The organism is Aurantimonas litoralis (genome assembly GCF_026153195.1).
In the GTDB taxonomy this organism is placed as follows: Bacteria; Pseudomonadota; Alphaproteobacteria; order Rhizobiales; family Rhizobiaceae; genus Aurantimonas; species Aurantimonas coralicida.
This window is the reverse complement of record NZ_JAPFBM010000001.1, coordinates 689,280-709,215: the sequence shown is the minus strand read 5'-3', so window position 1 is coordinate 709,215 and position 19,936 is coordinate 689,280. Positions and strand designations below refer to the sequence as shown.

The following is a 19,936-nucleotide window of genomic DNA, read 5'->3' as shown; positions in this document are numbered from 1 at the left end:
CAAAGCTTGCGTGTCGAGGCTTTCGATCGTCGCAGCCAGATGGCGGCGACCGATCGGGCGGTCGTTCGGCAGGCGAGAACGGGCGTCGTCAGTCGACGACGCGGCCGACGAAAGGCAGTTCGCGAAAGGCGTGGCCGACATCCATGCCATAGCCGACGACGAACTGGTCGGGACAGGAAAAGCCGACATAATCGGCCTCGATATCCGCCTTGCGGCGCATCGGCTTGTCGAGGAGGACGGCGATCGGCACCTCGGCCGCACCGCGCGACAGCATCAGGTCGCGGGCGAACTTCACCGTGCGGCCCGATTCCAGAATGTCGTCGATGAGCAGCACCGTGCGGCCGGCGACCTCGCTCTCCACGTCGCGCAGGACGCGGATCTCGCCGGGTTCGGTGCCGGCGCCGTAGCTCGACAGGGAGATGAACTCCACCTCGGGCGCGAGCCCGGCATGGTGCAGGGCGCGGATCAGGTCGGCGGCGAATACGAAGGAGCCCTTCAGCACCGAGATGACGAGTAGATCCTTGGCCGGCACGGCGGCGATCTCGCCGGCGACCCGGTCGACGGTCTTCGCAATTTCCTCGACGCTGTAGAGCGGCTCGATCTGTTTGCCGCGGACGGTAATCACCGGTCAGCCGCTCCTGTGTCTTCGAATTCGACCCTGATGTCGCCCGCTGTATCATCCGCGACCGCCAGTGCCGAGAGGAATCGCACCGATTGTCCCGCCGGCAGGGCGGAAATCTGCGCGTTCAGCGGCTTGCTGCGGGTGATGCCGCCGGCATCGGTCAGCGCGATGCGGAGCGTCGGGACGGTCAGCGGGCCGGCGGTGTCGTTGGCGATGACGCCGGCGACCGACAGGACGGCGCCGCTGCCGCGCGGCACGACACTGGCATCGACATTGCGCAGGACGAGGCCCGAGGCACTGGTGACCGCATAGGGCGCGGCGACCGGCGAATCGGGCATCGACAGGAGGAGGACCGGTGCCGCGAGAAGGCCGACCAGGAAGCCGCCGACGACGAGGACGGCACGGCCGGGGCTGAGCCGCCGGGCGCGCGCGGCAAGCGACGAGCGGGCCGGGGCGTCCTGTGCGGGCCGGGAGGCATGGCGCGACAAGAGGAACGCCTGGCGCAGCAGGTCGCGCTCCTCGGCGGCGGCGTCGGGAAAGCTGCCATGGCCATGGCCGCTCGCCCGGCGTCCGAAGGGCCGCGAGCCGGGTGCGGGCATCGCCTCGCTTGCCGTCGGCTCGTGGGCGATCTGGCGGAGCGTCGAGGCATGGCGCGGCAGCGACTGGCGGCCGACGATCTCGGCCTCGCCGTCGATGGTGATGACGCGGCGGGGAGCCCGGCGCGTGTCAGCGTTGGTGCGAAACTCGGTCATCGCATCCTCTGTGCTTCGGCGTTCAGCAATCGGTAAGGATTTATGCTTAACAAACCGTGAATCCGGCGTCGGGGTGGCCGTCGCGGCGCTCGCCGGTTAGGACGGCCAACATTCACCACAAGTCCGGTGCATCTGGACGATCGAGGGCGACAAGACAGGGGCTTTGCGCAGTGATTCGGTTCGAGAATGTCGGGCTTCGATACGACATGGGGCCGGAGGTGCTGCGCGATCTGTCCTTCGAGGTGAAGCGCCAGTCCTTCCAGTTCCTGACCGGCCCGTCCGGCGCCGGCAAGACCAGCTTGCTGCGCATGCTGTTCCTGGCGCTGAAGCCGACCCGCGGCCTGATCACGGTTCTGGGCCGTGACGCCTCGACCCTGTCGCGCACCGACCTGCCGTCGATCCGCCGGCGCATCGGCGTCGTCTTCCAGGATTTCCGCCTGCTGGAGCATCTGTCGACCTACGAGAACGTCGCGCTGCCGCTGCGGGTGCGCGGCCGCGAGGAGGCCTCCTACCGGCAGGACGTGATCGACCTGATCAAATGGGTCGGGCTGGGCGAACGGCTGCATGCCTCGCCGGTGGTGCTGTCGGGCGGCGAGAAGCAGCGCGCCGCCATCGCCCGGGCGCTGATCGACCAGCCGGACATCCTCCTGGCCGACGAGCCAACCGGCAATGTCGATCCGCCGCTCGCCCGCCGGCTGCTGCGCCTGTTCATGGAGCTCAACCGCACCGGCACCGCGGTGGTCATCGCCACCCACGATCTCGACCTGATGGAGCAGGTGGCCGCGCGCCGCCTGGTCCTCTCGGACGGACGCCTCGACATCTATGATTGATCTCGCCGACCACTGGATCGACCTGCGCGAAACCGTGCTGCGGCTCGTCGGCCGGACCGGCGAGGACAGGCCGGCGCCGATCGTGCCGCGCGCCAATGTCGCAGGCCGGGCGCTGATGACGGTCATCGCCATCATGACCTTCCTGGCGAGCCTGACCGTCGGCGCGGTGACGCTGGTCTCGGACACGGCCTCCCAGTGGCAGAACGACATCTCCCGCGAGATCACCGTGCAGGTGCTGCCCGACGACGGCGTCGACATGGCCGCGGCGCTGGCCGACGTGCGGCGCATCGCGCTGACGACGCCCGGGGTCACCGGCGCGACCATTCTCGACGACGCGGCCACCGGTCGGCTGCTGGAGCCCTGGCTCGGCGACGGGCTCAATCTCGACGACCTGCCGGTGCCGCGGCTGGTGATCATCTCCATCGACCAGGATTCGCCGCCCGACTTCGTCGCCCTCGTGGCGCGCCTCCAGAGCGAGGTGCCGGCCTCCGAGCTCGACGATCACCGTGCCTGGGTGTCGCGGCTGGTGACCATGGCGCGGGCGACGGTGCTGGTCGGCGTCGGCGTCCTGACGCTGGTGCTGGTGGCCACGACGCTGACCGTGGTCTTCGCCACCCGCGGGGCGATGTCCGGCAACCGCCACATCATCGAGGTGCTGCATTTCGTCGGCGCCCGCTCGTCCTTCATCGCCCGCGAGTTCGAGCGGCACTTCCTGCGGCTCGGCCTCGTCGGCGCGGTGATCGGCGGCGCGACGGCGCTCGTCCTCTTCGCGATGATGGGGTTCTGGACGGCCAGCAACACCGCGACGCCCGAGGCCGACCAGATCAGCGCCCTGTTCGGGTCCTTCTCGATCGGCTGGATCGGCTATGTCGGCGTCGTCGCCCTGGTTGCAACCGTAGGAGGGCTGACGGCGTTTACATCTCGCCTTACTGTGGTCCGTCATCTCGCGGAGATCGACATGATCTCGCCGGTCGAGCGGTAAGGTCCGGTTAACCCTGGACTGGAAAGACTGCGTCTCAGGACGAGGACACGGACAAAGCGATGTCGCATTCCGAGAGGAACATGATCCGATGATCCTAGCGTCATCGGCCCACCCCCATTCTTCCGGCCCCGGCCCCGGCGGCGACGCGCCCGGCGACAAACCGGTGCGCCGGTCGCATCGCTGGATGCCGAAGGGCGTGCGGCGGCTGTGCCTTGCGGCGGTCCTCGTCGGCGTGCTTCTGGGCGGCTATCTGGCCGGCGGCTTCGTGCGCTTTGCCGAGGAGGTGAGCCTCCTGGCCAAGCCGGCGCCGATCGGCGCGGCGGACGGCATCGTCGTTTTGACCGGCGGCGCGCTGCGCATCGACCAGGCGATCGACCTGTTGAAGGAGGGGCGCGGCCGGCGGCTCCTGATCAGCGGCGTCAATCCGGGCACCAGCGCCGCGACGCTGGCCCGCATGACCGACACCGACCGCGATCTCTTCGCCTGCTGCGTCGATCTCGACTACGCCGCGCTGAACACGGTGGGCAATGCCGAGATCGCCCGCAACTGGGCGCGCGAGCAGGGCTTCCGCGACCTCATCCTGGTGACCAGCGACTATCACATGCCGCGCTCGCTGCGCGAGTTCGACCGCATCGGCGAGCTGCGCTCCGTGACCCCCTATGCCGTGCGCCGCGACGACCTGTGGTCGGCGGAGCTGATGCCCAACACCGCCGGGCTGCGCGTGCTTTTGACCGAATATGCCAAGCTGATCGCCGCCCGGGTGCGGCTGGTCTTCGGCGTCGCCCAGACCGACAGCGTCGCCACCGAACTCGCCGGTCTCGATCCCTGAGGCCGGCCGCCGCTAAGCCCCTCGATTCTCGCCGCCCGACGTCGTATGGCGTCGGCACGTCGCCGGCCTGCCATCCTGTCCGTCCCTGCCGCGCCGACCCATGCCGGAGGCGCTTCCAGCCATGATCTTCGTCCGCTCGCTCGCCTTCAACGTCTTGTTCTACGTCAATCTGATCGTCCAGATGATCGTGCTCGGTCCGCTGATGTTCTTCGGCTCGGAGGCGACGGGCTGGTGGGTCGTCAAGAACTGGGCCCGCTCCAGCGTCTGGCTGCTCGAGCATGTGGGCGGCGTGCGCTCGAAGATCACCGGCACCGAGCATGTGCCGGCGGGCCCGTCGATCATCGCCGCCAAGCACCAGTCCTTCTGGGACGTCTTCGCCATCATTCCCGATCTCGACCGGCCGACCTTCATCCTGAAGAAGGAGCTGATGCGCATTCCGCTGTTCGGCTGGCTGGCCGGCCATATGGGCATGATCCCGGTCGACCGGGCCAAGCGCGGCGGCGCCGTCGCCTCGATGATCGAGGGCGCCCGCAAGGCCGTCGCCGAGGGCCGGCAGATCGTCATCTTCCCGGAAGGCACGCGCACCGCGCCCGGCGCGATCGCCGATTATCGCCAGGGCGTGTTCCGGCTGTACGAGGATGTCGGGGTGCCGGTCGTGCCGGTGGCGCTGAATTCCGGCCTCTACTGGCCACGCCACGCCTTCCTGCGCCGTCCCGGCACGATCCGGGCCGACTATCTGCCAATCATCGAACCGGGGCTGAACCGCTCCGATTTCCTGTCGCATCTGCGCGATTCCATCGAGACGCGGTCCGCCGACCTGATGGCTGAGGCCTATGCCAGCGACGGCCACCTGCCGGCGTCGCAGGGCCCGCGCGACGTCTGAGGCGCGCGTGGCGGGACTAGCGGTGGAGGTGCGCGACCACCTGTTCGAGCCAGGAATCCCGCAGCCCCATCTCGTGGATGTGGTCGAGGGCGCTCGTCACATAGTCGACATTGGCGCCGGACTGGCCGTGCGAGCGCTGCACCACCGCGGCGGCATGCTCCACGGTGACGCGGCCGGCATACTGGCTGTGGCCGCGATCGACCACATAGGTCAGGGCCCGCACGCTGCGGCCGTCGGTCAGGCGGACCGGCAGGGTCATCTCGCGATAGACATGGGTGACCAGCTCGCGCTCGCGCAGATAGGCGATGGTGGGGTCCCGCTCGGCGGCCGGCACGCGGAACGCCATGCCGACGCAGGAGCCGCCCCGGTCGAGGCCGAAGACCAGCCCCGGCTTTTCCGGCGTGCCGCGATGGACGTGGGAGCGCACGCACAGGGCCCGGTGATAGCCGCCGAGCCGCGCCTGCAGGCGTTCGGTGAAGTCGAAGCCCGGCCGCCAGATCAGCGAGCCGTAGCCAAATACCCACAAATCGTCCATTGCCCTCGAAATGCCCCGCCCGTCCGCGATATCGGTCGGGCCCTCAAAGGATAACGCCATGGCGACGTCAAGCGGCGGCCCCGGGAAAGCCGGTCGCGCCTATCTCTGGATCATCGCGATCGTCGTGCTTCTGGCGGCGGGCCTGTCGGGCGCCTGGTACTATCTGGCGAACCAGCTGGACACGCGTGTCGCCCGGGTGATCGAGGATGCCCGGGCGCGCGGCACCGCGATCGACTGCGCCAACCAGGCGGTCTTCGGCTATCCGTTCCGCCTCGGCCTGCGCTGCGACGCGGTGACGCTGGACGCGCCGCGCGACGGTGTGCGGGCAACGTCCGGTGCGCTGCGCACCGCCGCCCAGATCTACCAGCCCAACCGGGTGGTCGCCGAACTCGACGCGCCGCTGATCGTCGACACGGCGGACGCGCCGCCGCTGGAGCTGCGCTGGCAACTGGCGCAGGCGAGCGCGTCCTTCTGGACCGAGGGGCTGGACCGGGCCGCGCTGACGATCGAGGCGCCGGTGGTGGCGCTGACCCAGCCGGCCGCCGACCGACTGCCGCTGGCCGAGGCCGCGCAGGTCGAGGCGCATCTGCGCCGCCGCGACGGCGATCTCGACGTCGCCCTGTCGAGCCGCGACACCCGCAGCCTGGTGCCGCAATTGTCCGAGGTGCCTCCGGCGACGGCCGGTCTCGACCTGACGATCCGCGGCGCGGCGGACTGGCTCGGCGGGCGGGCCGCCGGGGCGACGCTGGGCGAGCTCATGGCCGGCCGCGAGGGCGCGCTGCGGATGCTGTCGATCGATTTCGGCGACGCGGAAATGGCGCTGTCGGGCGAGTTCTCGGTGGGCGTCGACGGCCTGTTGAGCGGCGATTTCGAGCTCGCCGTGCAAGACCCCGCGCGCATCGCGGCGCTGGTCGCGGCGGCCGCGCCGGATCTGGCGTCGCCGGCCCAGACCATCGCCACGGCGCTGTCCTTTGCCGGGCGCAGCGAGAACGGCCGCAGCGTCATCGGCCTCAATGTGCGCAACGGCAATGTCGCCGCCGGCGTCGTTCCGCTCGGCCGAATCCCGCCGCTGCGGTGATCAGTCCTTCGGCGTGGTGGTGGGCGCCGCCGAGGGGGCCGGGGAATGGTCGCGGCCGAAATCGGGCTTGGCGGTGTCCTGCCCGGCCTCGATGACGCCGCGCCGGATCGCCCGGGTGCGGGTGAAGAGGTCGAACAGCGTCTCGCCGTCGCCCCAGCGGATCGCCCGCTGCAGGGAGGCAAGGTCCTCGGAAAACCGCGCCAGCATCTCCAGCACCGCGTCGCGATTGGTCAGGAAGACGTCGCGCCACATGGTCGGGTCGGAGGCGGCGATGCGGGTGAAGTCGCGAAAGCCCGAGGCCGAGAACTTCACCACTTCCGACTGGGTCACCGTCTCCAGATCGGCAGCGGTGCCGACGATGTTGTAGGCGATGAGATGCGGCACGTGGCTGACGATCGCCAGCACCAGATCGTGGTGCTCCGGCGTCATGATCTCGACGTCCGAGCCGCAGGCCTCCCAGAAGGCGCGCAGCCTGGCGACGGCGTCCGCGTCGGTGCCCTCGACCGGGGTGAGGATGCACCAGCGATTGTCGAACAGTTCGAGGAAACCGGCATCCGGTCCCGACTGCTCGGTACCGGCAATGGGATGGGCCGGAACGAAATGCACATGGCCTGGCAGATGCGGCTGCATCTGCTGGACGATGGCGCCCTTCACCGAGCCGACATCGCTGACGATCGCGCCGGGCTTCAGCGCGCCGGCGATCTCCTTGGTGACCGCGCCGCAGGAGCCGACGGGCACGCACAGGATGACGAGATCGGCGTCCCGGACCGCGTCCGAGGCGTCGAGATGGTAGCTGTCGCCCAGCCCCAGTTCCTCGGCCCGCGTGAGCGTCGCGGCGCGGCGGGTGGTGATCGCGACATGGGCGGCCAGCTTGCGGACGCGGATATTGTGCGCCAGCGACGAGCCGATCAGGCCGATACCGATCAGCGCGACGCGCTGAAACAGCGGCTCGCTCATGGCTGCCCCCGGCCGAGGAAATCGGCAAGGGCGGCGACGGCGCCGCGATTGGCCTCTTCCGTGCCGATGGTCATGCGCAGCGCATTCGGGAAGCCGTAACCGGCAACGCGGCGCAGGATGAAGCCCTTCGACGTCAGGAAGGCATCGGCATCGGCAGCGGTGCGGCCCGGCGCGTCGGGGAAATGGACGAGAACGAAATTGCCGACGCTCGGGGTCACGGTGAGACCGAGACCTTCCAGCGCGCCGGTCGTCCATTCCAGCCAGCGGGCATTGTGGTCGACGGCGCTCTCGACGAAGGCGCGCTCGCGGATGGCGGCGGCGCCCGCGGCGATAGCGGCAGCGTTGAGGTTGAACGGTCCGCGCACCCGGTCCAGCGCATCGACGATCGCCTCCGGCCCGTACATCCAGCCGATCCGCAGACCCGCAAGGCCGTAGATCTTGGAGAAGGTGCGGGTCATCACGACGTTTTCGGAAGACGAGACCAGCTCGATGCCGGCGCCGTAATCATTGCGCCGGACATATTCGGCATAGGCTGCGTCGAGGACGAGGATGACGTGGCCGGGCAGGCCGGCATGCAACCGCCGCACCTCGTCGAAGGGCAGATAGGTGCCGGTCGGATTGTTCGGATTGGCGAGGAAGACCAGCTTCGTCTTCTCGGTGACGGCGGCGAGGATCGCGTCGACATCGGCGGTGGCGTTGGTTTCCTTGACCGCGACCGGCGTCGCGCCGCGCGCCAGGATCTGGATGCGGTAGACCAGGAAGCCGTGCTCGGTGTGGATCGCCTCGTCGCCGGGCGCCAGATAGCACTGGCACAGAAGCCCGAGCAGCTCGTCCGAACCGTTGCCGCACAATATGTGGCGACCGTCGAGACCGTGGACCTCGGCGATGGCGTCCTTGAGGGCGGAGGACTGACCGTCGGGATAGACCTCGAGCTGCGTCAGCGCGGCCACGGCCGCCTCGCGCGCCGCCGGCGGCGGTCCGAGCGGCGTCTCGTTCGACGACAGCTTGTGCAGCGTCACGCCGGCCGGCGCCTTGCTCTTGCCGGGGACATAGGCCTCGATGTCGAGGACGCCCTTGGTCGGAACGGGTCTCATCGTCCGCACTCTTTCGCTGCGGCGTCGGCCCCTGGCGCCGGATCAGCTCCGGCGGGCCCGACGCGTCAATTCAACGACCCGGAGGACGCCCCGTCAGGAGGCGCCGCGATCCGGGGATCGGTCCGGCCGTCCCGGGCGGCCCGGGCGCGTGGGCGCGATGGTCGTCAGGACGGCAGCCGGAAAGGAGCCGCATAGCCCCCGACCGGCCGGATGTCGAGACCGTCGCCCATTGCCGCCTTCACCGCTACCTCGCCGCCGGTGGTGGCGACCAGCGCGCTGAAGCGGTCGGCGCCGTAGGGCGCCTCGGCGATCACCGTCACCCCGTCGCCGGGCGTCGCCATGCCGGTCAGGCCGTCGACACAGTAACAGGCGATTTCCGGCTGGACCGGATCGGCCAGCGGCGGCGCGACGACGAGGCATGGCGTGCCGGCGGGACGGCCCGGCGCGTCGAAGAAGGGCAGTCGTGCGACGATCTGCGCCGAGCGGAAGCCCTGCCACCAGGGCCGGCCGGCCGCACCGATCGGCACGATGCCCAGCCGGTCGCCGCCGTCCTCGATCGCCGCGATCACGTCCTGGCTGGAGCCGTCGATGGTCATCGGCACGGAGAAGCCGAAATAGAAGCGCGCCGTCTCGACCGCCGCGACCAGATCGCCCTCGTCGGCGACATGCACGGCGAACGGCGCCTGCAGGGCGGTGAAGGTGGAGATGATCTCGCGCCACAGATGCTCGATGGCGGTCAGCGGCAGATGGCCCTGGTGGCGGCCGGCCAGCCGGCGCATCATCTCGGCCTCGCGGCCGGGGCGGAAGGCGGCGCCGTTGCGGGCCGTGCCCTTCACCTCGATCAGCTCGTCGATGACGGTCGCACGCTGCATCAGAAGCCGGTGCACGGACTCGTCGATGGCGTCGATCTTGGCTCTCAGTTCGGCAAGCCGCGACGGGTCGGCCTTGGCGGGTCCGTTCATCTGTCTGGCACTCCCCTCCGGCGCCCCTCGCGCGCCATTCTTCACGATCTGCCGGCTTGTATCGGGCCGCCGCGCACTTGGCAAAGTCATCCCGCGACGGGCAGGCAGCGTGCCGGCAGGGGCGGTCGCCGCGTCGCCGCGATTGCCGCGACGCCTCCCAGTGCGTATCTGTGGCAGCGAACGACGCGCCGGCGCCACGAGACGTGCCGGACAGCCCGCCCTTTCGCGCCAGCGATCAAGCAGCCGGTAAGACCCATGAGCGCCGAACCTTCCCGCGAACAGCTCGACTATTCCCTCGGCAGCCGCGAGGCCAACGAACCCTCGAGCCCGGTCGCCCGTTTCGGCCCCGACGAGCCGCTGCATCTGGACGCCGGCCGCGACCTGTCGCCCTTCCAGATCGCCTACAACACCTACGGCACGCTGAACGCCGACAAGTCGAACGCCATCCTCGTCTGCCACGCTTTGACCGGCGACCATTATCCGGCGAGCCGCTCGCCGGTGACCGGCAAGCCCGGCTGGTGGTCCTCGATCATCGGCGAGGGCAAGCCGATCGACACGTCGAAATACTTCGTCATCTGCTCCAACGTGATCGGCGGCTGCATGGGCTCGACCGGCCCGGCCTCGATCGACCCGGCGACGGGCAAGCCCTACGGCCTCGGCCTGCCGGTGATCACCATCCGCGACATGGTGCGGGCGCAGGCGATGCTGGTGAAGCGGTTGGGCATCGACACGCTGTTCGCCGTCATCGGCGGCTCGATGGGCGGCATGCAGGTGCTGCAATGGACGGTGAGCTACCCCGAGCGGGTCTTCGCCGCGCTGCCGATCGCCACCGGGGCCCGCCATTCCTCGCAGAACATCGCCTTCCACGAGGTCGGCCGGCAGGCGGTGATGGCCGATCCGGACTGGCAGGGCGGGCGCTATTTCGAGTTCGGCAAGCGGCCCCACAAGGGGCTCGCCGTGGCCCGCATGACCGCCCATGTCACCTATCTGTCGGAGATGGCCCTGCAGCGGAAATTCGGCCGCAACCTGCAGGACCGCGACCAGCTCGGGTTCGGCTTCGACGCCGACTTCCAGATCGAAAGCTATCTGCGCCACCAGGGCATGACCTTCGTCGACCGCTTCGACGCCAATTCCTATCTCTACATGACCCGCGCCATGGATTATTTCGACATCGCCGGGGACTATGAGGGCCGGCTGGCCAACGCCTTCCGCGGGTCGAAGACAAGGTTCTGCATGGTCTCCTTCTCGTCCGACTGGCTGTTTCCGACCGAGGAGAACCGCGCCGTGGTGCATGCCCTGAACGCCGCCGCCGCCTCGGTCTCCTTCGTCGAGATCGACACCGATCGCGGCCACGACGCCTTCCTCCTGGACGAGCCGGAATTCTTCGCGGCGATCGACGGCTTCGTGTCGTCGGCCGCAACGGCGCGGGGACTTTGACCATGGCGCTTGCCGACGCACCCCTGCCGACCAGCGAGAGCGTGTCGAAGGACGCGGCGACGCGCGTCGACCTCGAGATCATCGCCGACCTCGTCACGCCGGGCAGCCGGGTGCTCGACATCGGCTGCGGCGACGGCGCGCTGCTGGCGCTCCTGGAGCAGCGCCGGCAGGTGGACGGCCGCGGCATGGAGCTGAGCCAGCCCGGCGTCAACGAATGCGTCGCGCGCGGCCTGTCGGTGATCCAGGGCGACGCCGACCGCGATCTCGTCCACTATCCGGACGACGCCTTCGACTATGTCATCCTGTCCCAGACCATCCAGGCGACGCGCAATCCCAAGCTGGTCCTGTCGGAGCTTCTGCGCATCGGCAACCGGGCGATCGTCTCCTTCCCGAATTTCGGCCACTGGTCGATCCGCTACTGGGTGGCGCTGCGCGGCCGCATGCCGGTGACCCGCAATCTGCACCAGGCCTGGTACGACACCTCCAACATCCATTTCTGCACCATCCGCGACTTCGTCGCCCTGGCCGAGGAGGTCGGCGCGACGGTGGAGACGGCCATGGCGCTGAACTCCACCGGCCAGCGCATCGGCATGAAGCTGCCCTGGGCGTTCTGGAACCTGTTCGGCCAGCAGGCGGTGTTCGTCCTGAAGCGCTAGGGTGAGGATGGGGGCCGGTCGATGGTGAGGCGGGGACAGGCAGGCGCATGACCCGTTACGATTCGCGCCGCTGGTTCCTGGCCGCCTGCCTTGCGGCGCTCGCCGGCTATGTCGACGCGATCGGCTTTCTGAAGCTCGGCGGCCTGTTCGTCTCCTTCATGAGCGGCAATTCGACCCGCCTGGCGGTGGGGCTCGCCGAGCTCTCCGGCATTGCCGGGCTGGCCCTGGCGATCGTCGCGGCCTTTGTCGGCGGCGTGGTCGCCGGCTCGCTGACGGCGCATGTGGCGGGGACGGCCCGCAAGGCCGCCGTGCTGATCCAGGTGGCGGTGCTGCTGGCGGTGGCCGCCGGTCTCGACGCGACCGTCGGGCGGCCTTACGCGTCGCTGACGCTGGCGGCGGCGATGGGCACAGTGAACTGCGTCTTCCAGCGCAATGGCGAGGTCAGCATCGGCGTCAGCTACATGACCGGCACGCTGGTCAAGCTGGGCCAGCACATCGCCAATGCCTGCCTCGGCGGCAAACGCTTCGGCTGGGTGCCGTATCTCCTGCTGTGGACAGGCCTCCTGGCGGGCGCCACGCTCGGCGCCCTGGCGCATGCTGCCTTCGAGGCGGTCAGCCTCGTCCCCGCCGTCGCCGTCGCCGCACTCCTCGCTTGGCTTGCCCATCGCATGGGGCCGGCGGAGCCGCTGCGCGACATGATCCGGCCGGCCGGCTGAGCGGCATCGCCGCGATGGCCGGAACCGGGGCGCGGTCCCGGTTCCGGTGTCCTCGTGAAGGCTACTTCAGTTCGTGATGGCCGGCGGTGCGTCGGCGTCGAGGCCGAGGAAGGCCGCGATGAGGGCGGCGATCTCGGCATGGGCGCGGGCCCGGTCGGTGCCGGCGGGTTCGTCGCAGATCGGATCCTCACCCTCGGCGATGAGCAGGGCCGGCGCTTCCGGCTTGCATTCGGCGAGGAAGGTGAAGTGGTTGCCCGGTGCGACCGCCGCATAGCTGGCGTCGGGCAGGCGGGCGACGAGATCGCTGCCCGCGGCGCTGACGTCGATGGCCGGCCAGCGGGTCTCGTCGCCGAGATTGACCAGCAGCACCGGCAGAGCCATCGCGGCGATGCTGTCCGGCGTGATCGCGTAGCTCATGCCCGGATCGATGGCGACCGCCGCGGCGATCCGCGCGTCGCGCATGTCGCGCTCCCAGTCGTCGGGCAGGGCGGCGAGATCCACCCCGCCCTTGGCGAAGAACACGCAATCGGCCGCGCGGTCGCCGAGCCGGGCGCAATAGTCGCGATAGGCCTGGCGATCGAGCCGCGCGCCGGCAAGGTTCAGCGCCGTCGCGCCGCCGAGGGAAAAGCCCAGCGAGGCGATACGCGCCGCGTCGACATGCGGTGCGAAGGCCGGATCGGCGAGGATGGCGTCGAGCGCGGCCGTCAGATCGGCGGCGCGTTCGCTCAGAAGGATCGACCGGCGCGGCGAGGAATCGCCGGTGGTGCTGCCGGGATGGTTGACCGCCAGCACCATGGCGCCGCGGGCGGCGAGCTGCGCCGACAGCCAGGACAGATTGTCCATGTTGCCGCCCGACCCGTGCGACAGGAGGACGAGGGGGAAGCGCCCCTTGGCGATGGCGGCGCCGACATAGGCTTCGGTGCCCTCGAACACCGCGTTCTCGCCGACGATGCCGCGATAGGTCGGGGTGCCGAGCGGGTACCAGAGCGAGGCGGCGAGCGGCGCCGGGCGATGCGGTGCCGCGACGGTCAGCCGGTCGTAACCGGCCAGCGGTTCGGCGACGGCGGAACCGACGAGGCCGGCGAGGAATGCGGCGGCGATGAGCGAACGGGACATGGGGTGATCCTTTCGGGTTGGACTGACCCGTTCTGCATGGCCGGCGCGTCCCGGATCGGCGTCCGAAAACCGGTTTCAGGTCGAGCCGAACCGGTTTTTGGTCTAGGTCGCGGTGAACCGAGGTCATTTCGCCATGCTCGTTCTGCCGATCCCGCTGGTCGTCTCCCTGATCCTGGGCTTCCTGCTGCTGCACGCCGCCCTGAAGAAGGACCGGCCGTGGCTGTTCCTGCTGCTTTTGGCCGCCTGCGCGCTGCAGGGCGTGGTGATCTCGCTGGCGCAATATTACGGGCTGACGGGTCTGCGCCTCGTCCAGCCGGTGACCGCGACGATCATTCCGCCGCTGGCCTTCGCCACCTTCCAGGCGACGGCGGTGCGGCGCTTCGATCCGGGGCGCGCGCTGCCGCATCTGGCCGGGCCGGTCTTCACCGCTTTCTGCGTCGCCTTCGCGCCCGTCCTGCTCGATCTGGTCGTGCCGGGGCTCTTCCTGGCCTATGGCGCAGCGATCCTCGTCGCGGTGCGGGCCGGCGCCGACAGCCTGCCGCTGACCCGGCTGGAGACGGCCGACCGGCCGGGCCGCGTGTGGAGCGTCATCGCGCTGGCGCTGATCCTGTCGGCCGTCAGCGACGGGCTGATCGGGGTGCTGCAATTCTCGGGCGCCGGATGGACGCAGCCGCTGATCATCAGCCTGTTCTCCTCGCTCTCGCTCGGCCTCGTCGGCGCCCTGTGCCTGTCGCAGAGCCTTGCGGGCGGCGATGCAGCGGCAGCGGCGGAGGAGAAGCCGGCGGCCGGGCCGACCTCGGAGGATGTCCGGCAGGATGCCGAGATCATGGCGCGGCTCGACGCGCTGGTCGCCGAGGGGGCGCTCTATCTCGACGCCGATCTCACTCTCGAGCGCCTGTCGCGGCGGCTGCTGGTGCCGGCGAAGCGGTTGTCGACGGCGATCAACCGGACCACCGGCGAGAACGTCTCGCGCTACGTCAACGGCTTCCGCATCCGCCATGCCTGCGCGCGCCTGACGGCCGGCGAAAGCGTGACAGTTGCCATGCTGGACAGCGGCTTCAACACCAAGTCGAACTTCAACCGCGAGTTCCTGCGGGTGACCGGGATGGCGCCGGGGGCGTGGCAGGCAGCCAACGCGCCGGACGCGCCACGGCGCGTGACGGCGCAGGCCTGAGAGCGGGCGACGTGGCGGCTAGCGGAACAGCCGGGCGCCCGCGCTGGCGCCGGCCGGCACCAGCACCGGCTTGATCGCCCGGCGGCGTTCTCTCGCCATCGAGGTCACCGGCACGCCGCGATACAGCTGCTTCGTCGCCTCGATGATCACCGCGCCGGCAAAGACCGGCCACAGATCGCGGCCGATCCGTTCCAGCGGCGTGGCGAAGCCCAGCATGGACCGCCGCTGGAAGGGCGGGAAGAGCAGCGCCTGCGACCAGGCGGTGGGCGTGAACATGGTGGCGCGCAAAAGGCGGGTCAGCTGGCCGCGCGACCACGGCCGGCCCGAGCCGAAGGGCGTGTGCTCGAAGCGCGCCCAGATGCCGCGGCGGTGGGGGGCGACGATGACGATGCGCCCACCCGGCGCCAGCACCCGCCAGGCCTCGGCCAGCATCGCCTCCGGGCTCTCGGCGAATTCCAGGGCATGGACGATGAGGACGCGGTCGACCGAGGCATCGCCCAGCGGCAGGTCCTCGATGCCGATCAGCGCGGTCAGCGACGCGGCGCCGGCCGGCCAGACCTGCGCGCCCTGGGCGCCCGGCATGAAGGCCAGCGCCCGCTCTGCATCGGCTGCGAAGCGGTCGATATAGGGCACCGCATAGCCGAGGCCGACCAGCCGCTCCTGCGAGATCGGCCGCCACAGGGGCGTCAGCGCCAGCGAGACGGCCCGCGCGGCCGCCGCGCCCAGGGGCGAGGCGTAGAAGTCGCGCAGGTCGACGATGTCGGCATTGGTCGTCAGTGTGTGCTCTCCGGTTCGGCGCCCGTCCCGCCAGCGATCTCGCGATCCTTACATAGAACGATTGCAAGCTGGCTCGAAACTCCCGTCGCGTGATCGGCGCGTGGGACGACGCCGGATGGCGGCTGACATCGCGCCATGCTGCCCTAACTCGCAGGGCAGCATCAATCAGAGGGGGACGAGTGCTTATGGCTTCGATCGAGATCCGCCAGTTCGGCTGCCGGAGCGACAATTTCGGCGTGCTGGTGCACGACGGGGACACCGGCACCACGATCGCCATCGACGCGCCGGAGGAACAGCCGATCCTCGATGCGCTGGAGGCGGCCGGCTGGACGCTGACCCACATCCTGACGACCCATCATCACGGCGACCATGTCGAGGCGAATCAGGCGCTGAAGGCGCGCTTCCAGGTCGAGATCATCGGCCCGGCCAAGGAGCGCGACCGCATTCCCGGCATCGACCGTACGGCCTCGGGCGGCGACACGCTCGATGTCGGCGGCATCCGCGTCGAGGCGATCGACACGCCGGGCCACACGCTGGGCGAGGTCTCCTACTACATCCCCGACGCCAAGGCGCTGTTTGCCGCCGATGCGCTGTTCTCGCTCGGCTGTGGCCGCCTGTTCGAGGGCGATGCGGCGATGATGTGGGACTCGCTGCAGCGGCTGCGCGCCCTGCCGGACGACACGATGCTCTATTGCGGCCACGAATACACCGCCACCAACGCCCGCTGCGCCATCGATATCGATCCGCAGAACCTGGCGCTGCAGGAGCGGGTGAAGGAGGTCGAGCATCTGCGGGTCGAGGGCAAGCCGACCCTGCCGGTGTCGCTCGGACGCGAGAAGAAGACCAATCCGTTCCTGCGGGCCGACGACCCGGAGCTGAAGGCGGCCATGGGCATGGAAGACGCACAACCGGCGGAGGTCTTCGCGGCCATCCGCAAGAAGCGGGATGGTTACTGATGAGCCTGAAAGCGCTGCACCTCGTCCGCACGCTCGACCTGAAGCCGCATCCCGAGGGCGGCTGGTATTGCGAGACCTTCCGCGACGAGGCCAAAGGGGAGGGCGGCCGGGCAGCCTCCACGGCGATCTACTATCTCTTGGAAGCCGGCGAGACCTCGGAATGGCACCGGGTGACTGATGCTGCCGAGGTCTGGCACTGGTATGGCGGCGCGCCGCTGGTGATCACCATCTCGCAGAACGGCCACGACGCCTCGGCGCACCGGCTGGGCCCCGATGTCGAGGCCGGCGAGCGGCCGCAATTCGTCGTGCCTGCCGGCTGCTGGCAGACCGCGACGAGCCTTGGCGAATACACCCTCGTCGGCTGCACCGTGGCGCCGGGCTTCGACTTCGCCTCCTTCGAGATGGCGCCGGAGAACTGGCGGCCGACGCCGCGCAAGGCCTCCGGGAGCTAGCGCGCCACCGCTTCGCCGCGCCGTAGCAGCCGCCGGAACAGCGGCAGCGCGGCGAGGCAGGCCCCCAGCGTGATCAGGATCGCCGAGACGACGATGGTGCCCGACAGCGCCGCCTCGCCCGCCGCGATCAGCACCAGCGTCGACAGGAGCGGCGCGGCATAGCTCGCCGCGCCGATCACCTGGATGTCGCCGTGCTTGACCCCGTAGTCCCAGACATAGAAGGCGCCGCCGACCGGCAGCAGGCCGAGCAGCAGCACCGCGATCCACTCGCCGCCCGTCTGCGGCCAGACCGTGGTCTCGAAGGCGAGATGGGCGAGGAGCGACAGCACCGCCGTGACCGCGCAGAAGCCGGTGACCACGTCGCTCGGCACGTCGCCGAAGCGCCGCGACAGCAGCGAGTAGCTGGACCATGTGAGGGCGCAGAGGCCGGCAAGGCCGTAGCCGAGCGCGTAGTCGGGGGAGAAGGCCAGCGCCCCGCCGCCGGTGACGATCAGCGCCGCGCCGGCAAGGCCGCAGAGGGCGCCGACAATGTGGAACCAGCGCAGGCGTTCGCCGGGCAGGGCGGCCGAGCCGAGTACGATCAGCAGCGGCCAGAGATAGGCGATCAGCCCGGCCTGGGCCGCCGGCGCGTTGCGCAGGGCGGCGAAATACAGCGCATGGTAGCCGAACAGGCCGCCGACGCCGAGGAGCCACACGGCCGGCCGCTGGCGGAAGACGGCGAGGCTGCCGCCGCGCAGCCTCAGGGCAACGACGCCGATCACGGCGGCGATGGGGAAGGTCATGGCCGCCAGCTGGAACGGCGGGACCGCGCCGCTGCGCGCCGTCAGAAGTGCCAGGACGGCCCACATCAGGACCGCCGCAAAACCCAGTATCGTGCCCATGTCCCGCTCCCGCTTGCCGCGGCGATCTATGCTCGCCCCGTGCGTGGCGGGTCAATGGCGCGGGCGCGAATCCGACCGGCGATCCGGCTGTTGGCGGAACGGCGAGGCGCGGCGGGGCCGCGCCCGGCCCGTATCAATCGACCGAGACCGACAGGGCCGAGAGTGTCAGCGGGCCGACCGTGGTGGGGATATGGGCATAGACCGGCACGTAGACGTCCTCGCGGGCGATCGGCGCGAACCAGAGTTCCAGCGTCTGTCCCTTGAGGAACTTCAGCCCCTTGGAGGATTTGTCGTAGCCGCTGACCGGGTCGATCCGCAGCTTGCAGACCGCGGCATTGCCCGAAAAGCCGGGCATGTCGAAGCGCCGGGTGCCGGCCGGCGACAGCTTCAGGTCGAGGCGCGACCAGCCGTCATAGAGCGGCAGGGTCCGGCGGCACACCGAGGCGGCATCGCCGGTCTTGATCATCAGACCGCTCAAGGGGTCGACCACCGAGCGCAGCTGGGCGCGCTGCACCGGCACGTAATCGGGCTTGGCCTTGGCGCGCTTCGGGCCGACCCTGGCCGAGGTCACGCGGCCGCCGCTGAAGGCGACGTCGCTCGACCAGCGCTTGGCGTCGCTGGTATAGTCGAGGCCGTAGCTCTCGGCCGCAAAGCCGCGGCTGGTGACCTTGCCGGCGACCCGGCTGGTGCCGCGCGTGTTGGAGACGAGGCTGCCGAGCCCGGCCGAGGACAGGGTGCCCTTCACCGAGAATCGGCTGCCGTCGATGGTGGTGTCGAAGCTCGCCTTGCCGACCGGCAGGCCGATGATCGAGACGCCGTAGCGCGTCGTGACCGTCTGCTCGGCCCGGGCCGGAGCGAGGCCGGCGGCGAGCGTTGCCGCGACGGCGACAAGGGCGAGAATCGGTCTAAAGATCATGGGGCGAAGGCCTCTCGCGGCGAAGGGAAACGGGCAGCTTTCGGGCAGACGGGACAAACGGTACGAATTTGTGGCGATCGGACGGGCAGGTCGCCGCGTCGCGCGGCTTGACGCATCGTCCGGCCCGGACTATAGACCCGTTCGAATTTCCGGTCATACCCGATGTCGATGATCGCGCCTGTTGCGGTGGCGCGTCTCGGTCGGGCGTTACGTTAATCTGAAAGGTGATCCGATGTCACGCGCCTGCGAACTCACTGGCAAGGCTGTCCAGTCCGGCAACAATGTCAGCCACGCGAACAACAGGACGCGTCGCAAGTTTCTGCCGAATCTGTGCCAGGTCACGCTGATCTCCGACGCGATGGGCCAGCGCTATCGTCTGCGCATCTCGGCGCATGCGCTGCGTTCGGTCGAGCACCGCGGCGGTCTCGACGCGTTCCTGGCGAAGGCCGATGCGGCCGAGCTGTCGCAGCGCGCCCGCCTGCTGAAGCGCCAGATCGCCAAGAAGATCGCCGAGACGGCAGCCGCCTGATCAGGCCGTGCTGACGGGGGCGCGCAAGCGCCCCTGAGATCCGACATATCCGGGCCGGTCGCCTTCGGGCGTCCGGCACAAACTGGTTCCATCACCCAGGTTAAAAAAATGCAGCTCCTGCGCATCTATCTGCTTCCCGTCATCGCCATGACGGCGATCGTGCTCGCGTCGAACGTCGCGGTGCAGTTCCCGGTCTTCGCCCAGATCGGCTCGCTGCAGCTGGCCGACATCCTGACCTACGGCGCCTTCACCTACGCCTTCGCGTTTCTCGTCACCGACCTGACCAACCGTCGCTATGGCCCGGCCATCGCCCGGCGCGTGGTCTATATCGGCTTCGCCGCCGCGGTCGCCTGCTCGATCGTCGTGCCGCCGGTGCTCTACGATCTCGGCTTCCTGGAATATGCGACGGCCGCCGAGCGGCTGCTGCGAATCGCCATCGCCTCGGGCGGGGCGTTCCTGGCCGCGCAGCTCCTCGACATCGCGGTGTTCAACCGCCTGCGCCAGGAGAGCTGGTGGCGGGCGCCGGCGGCGTCGTCGCTGTCGGGCTCGGTGGTCGACACGATCACCTTCTTCACCGTCGCCTTCGCGCCGTTCTTCCTGTTCCTCGGCCCCAATGACGGCTTCGCCCTGGAGCCGGCGCCGCTCCTCGGCCTGATGGCCGTGGAGGCGCCGCGCTGGGTGTCCTGGGCGATCGGCGACTTCACGGTGAAGCTGTTCATCGCAGTCTTCGCGCTGGTGCCCTACCGGATCATCATGCAGCATTTCATGCCGGCCCGGCCGGTGGCGGCCGCCGGCATCTGAC

Annotated in this window: 23 protein-coding genes; 13 read left to right on the top strand and 10 right to left on the bottom strand. The window is 69.7% G+C overall.

Annotation, left to right across the window (positions count from 1 at the left end; genetic code table 11):
* Nucleotides 1-88: 88 nt before the first annotated feature.
* Nucleotides 89-625, bottom strand: coding sequence for a hypoxanthine phosphoribosyltransferase (gene hpt, locus N7I30_RS03410; protein WP_009210746.1), 537 nt, complete (start codon nt 623-625; stop codon nt 89-91).
* A complete protein-coding gene (locus tag N7I30_RS03405; RefSeq protein ID WP_498636697.1) occupies nt 622-1,374 on the bottom strand; it encodes a hypothetical protein in 753 nt (250 codons plus the stop codon). The genes hpt and N7I30_RS03405 overlap by 4 nt, the downstream gene beginning before the upstream one ends.
* Nucleotides 1,375-1,544: 170 nt before the next feature.
* On the opposite strand from N7I30_RS03405, the gene ftsE reads away from it, so the two are divergent.
* From ftsE to N7I30_RS03385, 4 genes are all read left to right on the top strand, one after another.
* Nucleotides 1,545-2,204, top strand: a complete 660-nt coding sequence (gene ftsE / locus N7I30_RS03400) for a cell division ATP-binding protein FtsE (RefSeq protein WP_024349859.1) — start codon at nt 1,545-1,547, stop codon at nt 2,202-2,204.
* Entirely contained in the window at nt 2,197-3,186 is a 990-nt protein-coding gene (locus tag N7I30_RS03395) for a cell division protein FtsX (RefSeq protein WP_024349860.1), read from the top strand. The genes ftsE and N7I30_RS03395 overlap by 8 nt, the downstream gene beginning before the upstream one ends.
* Before the next feature lie 88 nt (nt 3,187-3,274).
* Nucleotides 3,275-4,015, top strand: coding sequence for a YdcF family protein (locus N7I30_RS03390; protein ID WP_498636695.1), 741 nt, complete (start codon nt 3,275-3,277; stop codon nt 4,013-4,015).
* Between the two features lie 121 nt (nt 4,016-4,136).
* On the top strand, nt 4,137-4,898 hold the full coding sequence (locus N7I30_RS03385; protein WP_187391405.1) for a lysophospholipid acyltransferase family protein: 762 nt from the start codon (nt 4,137-4,139) through the stop codon (nt 4,896-4,898).
* Between the two features lie 16 nt (nt 4,899-4,914).
* Here N7I30_RS03385 and N7I30_RS03380 read toward each other — a convergent pair whose 3' ends face one another.
* Nucleotides 4,915-5,433: a gamma-glutamylcyclotransferase gene (locus tag N7I30_RS03380; RefSeq protein WP_188075932.1), complete on the bottom strand. Its 519-nt coding sequence runs from the start codon at nt 5,431-5,433 to the stop codon at nt 4,915-4,917.
* Nucleotides 5,434-5,491: 58 nt separating this feature from the next.
* Here N7I30_RS03380 and N7I30_RS03375 point away from each other — a divergent pair, with 58 nt between their 5' ends.
* Entirely contained in the window at nt 5,492-6,511 is a 1,020-nt protein-coding gene (locus tag N7I30_RS03375) for a DUF2125 domain-containing protein (protein ID WP_498636693.1), read from the top strand.
* On the opposite strand, the gene N7I30_RS03370 is transcribed toward N7I30_RS03375, so the two are convergent.
* The 3 genes from N7I30_RS03370 to pheA all read right to left on the bottom strand — a co-directional run bounded on the left by N7I30_RS03370 (nt 6,512) and on the right by pheA (nt 9,524).
* Complete coding sequence (locus N7I30_RS03370; protein WP_498636691.1) at nt 6,512-7,468, bottom strand: prephenate/arogenate dehydrogenase family protein; 957 nt, start codon at nt 7,466-7,468, stop codon at nt 6,512-6,514. It abuts the gene before it with no gap.
* A complete protein-coding gene (gene hisC, locus N7I30_RS03365; RefSeq protein ID WP_498636689.1) occupies nt 7,465-8,562 on the bottom strand; it encodes a histidinol-phosphate transaminase in 1,098 nt (365 codons plus the stop codon). The genes N7I30_RS03370 and hisC overlap by 4 nt, the downstream gene beginning before the upstream one ends.
* A gap of 164 nt (nt 8,563-8,726) precedes the next feature.
* A complete protein-coding gene (pheA, locus tag N7I30_RS03360) occupies nt 8,727-9,524 on the bottom strand; it encodes a chorismate mutase (protein ID WP_498636687.1) in 798 nt (265 codons plus the stop codon).
* 255 nt (nt 9,525-9,779) lie between these two features.
* On the opposite strand from pheA, the gene metX reads away from it, so the two are divergent.
* Genes metX through N7I30_RS03345 form a run of 3 tightly spaced genes read left to right on the top strand, consistent with a single transcriptional unit; the run spans nt 9,780 to nt 12,333 of the window.
* Complete coding sequence (gene metX, locus N7I30_RS03355) at nt 9,780-10,961, top strand: homoserine O-acetyltransferase MetX (RefSeq protein WP_228240052.1); 1,182 nt, start codon at nt 9,780-9,782, stop codon at nt 10,959-10,961.
* A gap of 2 nt (nt 10,962-10,963) precedes the next feature.
* Nucleotides 10,964-11,617 (top strand): methionine biosynthesis protein MetW, encoded by a 654-nt coding sequence (metW, locus tag N7I30_RS03350; RefSeq protein ID WP_155898416.1) that lies wholly within the window; start codon nt 10,964-10,966, stop codon nt 11,615-11,617.
* A 47-nt stretch (nt 11,618-11,664) separates the two neighbouring features.
* Nucleotides 11,665-12,333: a YoaK family protein gene (locus N7I30_RS03345; RefSeq protein WP_498636685.1), complete on the top strand. Its 669-nt coding sequence runs from the start codon at nt 11,665-11,667 to the stop codon at nt 12,331-12,333.
* Nucleotides 12,334-12,399: 66 nt separating this feature from the next.
* Here the strand turns inward: N7I30_RS03345 and N7I30_RS03340 are convergent, their stop codons facing one another.
* A complete protein-coding gene (locus tag N7I30_RS03340) occupies nt 12,400-13,449 on the bottom strand; it encodes an alpha/beta hydrolase family protein (protein WP_498636683.1) in 1,050 nt (349 codons plus the stop codon).
* Between the two features lie 133 nt (nt 13,450-13,582).
* On the opposite strand from N7I30_RS03340, the gene N7I30_RS03335 reads away from it, so the two are divergent.
* A complete protein-coding gene (locus N7I30_RS03335) occupies nt 13,583-14,623 on the top strand; it encodes a helix-turn-helix domain-containing protein (protein ID WP_498636681.1) in 1,041 nt (346 codons plus the stop codon).
* A gap of 18 nt (nt 14,624-14,641) precedes the next feature.
* On the opposite strand, the gene N7I30_RS03330 is transcribed toward N7I30_RS03335, so the two are convergent.
* Nucleotides 14,642-15,256 (bottom strand): class I SAM-dependent methyltransferase, encoded by a 615-nt coding sequence (locus tag N7I30_RS03330; RefSeq protein WP_498636679.1) that lies wholly within the window; start codon nt 15,254-15,256, stop codon nt 14,642-14,644.
* 329 nt (nt 15,257-15,585) lie between these two features.
* Between N7I30_RS03330 and gloB the strand changes: the two genes are divergently transcribed.
* Both gloB and N7I30_RS03320 read left to right on the top strand, forming a co-directional pair.
* On the top strand, nt 15,586-16,356 hold the full coding sequence (gloB, locus tag N7I30_RS03325) for a hydroxyacylglutathione hydrolase (protein ID WP_498636677.1): 771 nt from the start codon (nt 15,586-15,588) through the stop codon (nt 16,354-16,356).
* A complete protein-coding gene (locus tag N7I30_RS03320) occupies nt 16,356-16,808 on the top strand; it encodes a cupin domain-containing protein (protein WP_498636675.1) in 453 nt (150 codons plus the stop codon). Before gloB ends, N7I30_RS03320 begins: the two co-directional genes overlap by 1 nt.
* On the opposite strand, the gene yddG is transcribed toward N7I30_RS03320, so the two are convergent.
* Nucleotides 16,805-17,689: an aromatic amino acid exporter YddG gene (gene yddG / locus N7I30_RS03315; protein ID WP_491372515.1), complete on the bottom strand. Its 885-nt coding sequence runs from the start codon at nt 17,687-17,689 to the stop codon at nt 16,805-16,807. The two genes, N7I30_RS03320 and yddG, sit on opposite strands and share 4 nt — an antisense overlap.
* A 133-nt stretch (nt 17,690-17,822) precedes the next feature.
* Nucleotides 17,823-18,605 (bottom strand): DUF3108 domain-containing protein, encoded by a 783-nt coding sequence (locus N7I30_RS03310; RefSeq protein ID WP_498636673.1) that lies wholly within the window; start codon nt 18,603-18,605, stop codon nt 17,823-17,825.
* Between the two features lie 232 nt (nt 18,606-18,837).
* Between N7I30_RS03310 and rpmB the strand changes: the two genes are divergently transcribed.
* Both rpmB and N7I30_RS03300 read left to right on the top strand, forming a co-directional pair.
* The gene (rpmB, locus tag N7I30_RS03305; RefSeq protein WP_009210727.1) at nt 18,838-19,134 is read left to right on the top strand and encodes a 50S ribosomal protein L28; all 297 of its coding nucleotides are present in this window, start codon (nt 18,838-18,840) and stop codon (nt 19,132-19,134) included.
* A gap of 108 nt (nt 19,135-19,242) precedes the next feature.
* Nucleotides 19,243-19,935 carry a queuosine precursor transporter gene (locus tag N7I30_RS03300; protein WP_498636671.1) on the top strand — a complete coding sequence of 231 codons (693 nt, stop codon included), beginning with the start codon at nt 19,243-19,245 and terminating at the stop codon, nt 19,933-19,935.
* The last annotated feature ends 1 nt before the right edge of the window (nt 19,936 follow it).

Excerpts from the sequence above, each read along its gene's own strand:
- N7I30_RS03335 (WP_498636681.1), top strand. The coding sequence starts at position 13,583 with ATGCTCGTTCTGCCGATCCCGCTGGTCGTCTCCCTGATCCTGGGCTTC.
- metW (WP_155898416.1), top strand. The coding sequence starts at position 10,964 with ATGGCGCTTGCCGACGCACCCCTGCCGACCAGCGAGAGCGTGTCGAAG.
- N7I30_RS03320 (WP_498636675.1), top strand. The coding sequence starts at position 16,356 with ATGAGCCTGAAAGCGCTGCACCTCGTCCGCACGCTCGACCTGAAGCCG.
- metX (WP_228240052.1), top strand. The coding sequence starts at position 9,780 with ATGAGCGCCGAACCTTCCCGCGAACAGCTCGACTATTCCCTCGGCAGC.
- N7I30_RS03395 (WP_024349860.1), top strand. The coding sequence starts at position 2,197 with ATGATTGATCTCGCCGACCACTGGATCGACCTGCGCGAAACCGTGCTG.
- N7I30_RS03345 (WP_498636685.1), top strand. The coding sequence starts at position 11,665 with ATGACCCGTTACGATTCGCGCCGCTGGTTCCTGGCCGCCTGCCTTGCG.
- N7I30_RS03390 (WP_498636695.1), top strand. The coding sequence starts at position 3,275 with ATGATCCTAGCGTCATCGGCCCACCCCCATTCTTCCGGCCCCGGCCCC.
- rpmB (WP_009210727.1), top strand. The coding sequence starts at position 18,838 with ATGTCACGCGCCTGCGAACTCACTGGCAAGGCTGTCCAGTCCGGCAAC.
- yddG (WP_491372515.1), bottom strand. The coding sequence starts at position 17,689 with ATGGGCACGATACTGGGTTTTGCGGCGGTCCTGATGTGGGCCGTCCTG.
- N7I30_RS03370 (WP_498636691.1), bottom strand. The coding sequence starts at position 7,468 with ATGAGCGAGCCGCTGTTTCAGCGCGTCGCGCTGATCGGTATCGGCCTG.
- hisC (WP_498636689.1), bottom strand. The coding sequence starts at position 8,562 with ATGAGACCCGTTCCGACCAAGGGCGTCCTCGACATCGAGGCCTATGTC.
- N7I30_RS03300 (WP_498636671.1), top strand. The coding sequence starts at position 19,243 with ATGCAGCTCCTGCGCATCTATCTGCTTCCCGTCATCGCCATGACGGCG.
- gloB (WP_498636677.1), top strand. The coding sequence starts at position 15,586 with ATGGCTTCGATCGAGATCCGCCAGTTCGGCTGCCGGAGCGACAATTTC.
- N7I30_RS03405 (WP_498636697.1), bottom strand. The coding sequence starts at position 1,374 with ATGACCGAGTTTCGCACCAACGCTGACACGCGCCGGGCTCCCCGCCGC.
- N7I30_RS03385 (WP_187391405.1), top strand. The coding sequence starts at position 4,137 with ATGATCTTCGTCCGCTCGCTCGCCTTCAACGTCTTGTTCTACGTCAAT.
- N7I30_RS03340 (WP_498636683.1), bottom strand. The coding sequence starts at position 13,449 with ATGTCCCGTTCGCTCATCGCCGCCGCATTCCTCGCCGGCCTCGTCGGT.
- N7I30_RS03375 (WP_498636693.1), top strand. The coding sequence starts at position 5,492 with ATGGCGACGTCAAGCGGCGGCCCCGGGAAAGCCGGTCGCGCCTATCTC.
- N7I30_RS03380 (WP_188075932.1), bottom strand. The coding sequence starts at position 5,433 with ATGGACGATTTGTGGGTATTTGGCTACGGCTCGCTGATCTGGCGGCCG.
- pheA (WP_498636687.1), bottom strand. The coding sequence starts at position 9,524 with ATGAACGGACCCGCCAAGGCCGACCCGTCGCGGCTTGCCGAACTGAGA.
- N7I30_RS03310 (WP_498636673.1), bottom strand. The coding sequence starts at position 18,605 with ATGATCTTTAGACCGATTCTCGCCCTTGTCGCCGTCGCGGCAACGCTC.